A 1749-nucleotide genomic window follows, 5' to 3' on the forward strand; every position below is an offset into this window, starting at 1 on the left:
CACAGACGATGCCGGAGCCTGCGAAGTCGGAGAAGCCCGCCTCTTTCAGGAAGCCGCCACCCCAGCTCCAGTAGCCTTCCACGGGGTAGATGAAGCCGGTCATCACCACGCAGAACAGCAGGAAGGACCAGAGCTTCATCCGCTCTGCCACCGCACCTGAAATGATGGAGGTGGCGGTGGCGACGAACACCACCTGGAAGAAGAAGTCGGCGTGCAGGGAGTGGCCCGCGTCGTCCGCCTGGCTGCCCATCAGGCTGCCAAAGCTCGGCAGCCAGCCGCCGGCGCTGTTGTCCACGTACATGATGTTGTAGCCGACCAGCAGGAACATGATGCAGGCGATGGCATAGAGCAGGATGTTCTTGGTCAGGATCTCGGTGGTGTTCTTGGCGCGGACCAGGCCGGCTTCGAGCATGGCGAACCCGGCGGCCATCCACATGACCAGCACGCCGGAGATCAGCAGGTAGAAGGTGTCGAGTGCATAGCGCAGCTCGCTGACGGATGTGATCAACTCTTCCATGTCGTATTCCTCAGTTCCAGTCGTATCAAAGGGCGTCTGCGTCGGTCTCGCCGGTGCGGATGCGCACGGCGGCCTGCAGGTCATAAACGAAGATCTTGCCGTCACCTATCTTGCCGGTGTGGGCGGCCTTGCTGATGGCTTCGATGATCTGCTCGACGTTGTCGGCCAGGGTGGCGATCTCCAGCTTTACCTTGGGCAGGAAATCCACCTGGTATTCGGCACCCCGGTACAGCTCGGTGTGCCCCTTCTGGCGGCCAAACCCCTTGACCTCGGAAACCGTCAGCCCCTCGACGCCGAGGCTGGCGATGGCTTCGCGCACGTCGTCGAGTTTGAACGGCTTGATGATGGCGGTGATTAATTTCATGCAATATCCCCAATCCTTGTGGTTCACCCAGATAAAGGCAAATATTGCGCCAGAAAAGTATTTTTCTTTTTATTCATGCACTTACTTATTAATCGCAGCCCTGGTCAGCGAGGCTTGCCCAATATGGGCAGGGCTGCGCCAAAGGTGTGCACCGCCGTGGTGCAATCTGGCCGGCAGAAGAACGGAAGGGAGCGTGACGGCGCGCAAGACTCGAAAGTGTGCGGGCTGCTACTGTTGTTCAACAAGAGGGCAACCTGGCCGATAACCCGTCATGACGGGGTGTCGAGGCCAGTCGCCCCCTTGAAGGCTCGACCGGCAGGCCCGGTTTTCCCGCCAGGTCAACAAGCGGATCCGTGGCGCCGAGTAGCAGAACAAGGAAGGTTTTCATGCTGCATGACAATGAGATGACAAGGCTACCGGCCCTCGACGAGGCCGTGATGAGCGGCATGCTGGAGGTCGTGAGCGACGGTCTCTGGGACTGGAATGCCAACACCGGCTATGTCCACCGCTATCCCGGCTGGTATCAGATGCTGGGGTATGAGCCCCACTCCCTCGACAACACCGTCTTCACCTGGGAGAACCTGATCCACCCGGACGATCTGGCGCAGGTCATGGAGAGCTTCGATGCCTGCCTGAGTGGGCGGGCGGCGGACTACCGGGCCGAGTACCGCTGCCGTTGCCGTAACGGTGATTACCTCTGGGTGGCGGATTGTGGCCGCATCGTCGCACGCAACCCGGACGGCAGTGTCGCCAGGATGGTGGGGGCACACCGCAACATCCACGCCCAGCGGGAACTCTACGCCAGGCTGGAGCTGCAAAACCGCACCCTGGAGCAGCAGGTGGCGCAGCGTACCGCCGAACTGGAGCG

General features: G+C 60.9%; 2 protein-coding genes and 1 pseudogene. 1 reads left to right on the plus strand and 2 read right to left on the minus strand.

The features are described from left to right. Both AACR77_RS11355 and glnK read right to left on the minus strand, forming a co-directional pair. Positions 1–517: pseudogene (locus AACR77_RS11355) on the minus strand (ammonium transporter); the annotation flags it as partial. A 25-nt stretch (positions 518–542) separates the two neighbouring features. Next, positions 543–881 (minus strand): P-II family nitrogen regulator, encoded by a 339-nt coding sequence (glnK, locus tag AACR77_RS11360; protein ID WP_039040122.1) that lies wholly within the window; start codon positions 879–881, stop codon positions 543–545. A 386-nt stretch (positions 882–1267) separates the two neighbouring features. Between glnK and AACR77_RS11365 the strand changes: the two genes are divergently transcribed. Further along, a partial coding sequence (locus tag AACR77_RS11365) for a PAS domain-containing protein (protein ID WP_042881510.1) occupies positions 1268–1749 on the plus strand: 482 nt, incomplete at its 3' end.

This window comes from Aeromonas sp. ZOR0002 (genome assembly GCF_963866995.1).
GTDB classification, from domain to species: Bacteria; Pseudomonadota; Gammaproteobacteria; order Enterobacterales; family Aeromonadaceae; genus Aeromonas; species Aeromonas caviae.

Bases quoted from the DNA above. Each gene is read 5' to 3' on its own strand.
- glnK (WP_039040122.1), bottom strand. From the start codon at position 881: ATGAAATTAATCACCGCCATCATCAAGCCGTTCAAACTCGACGACGTG.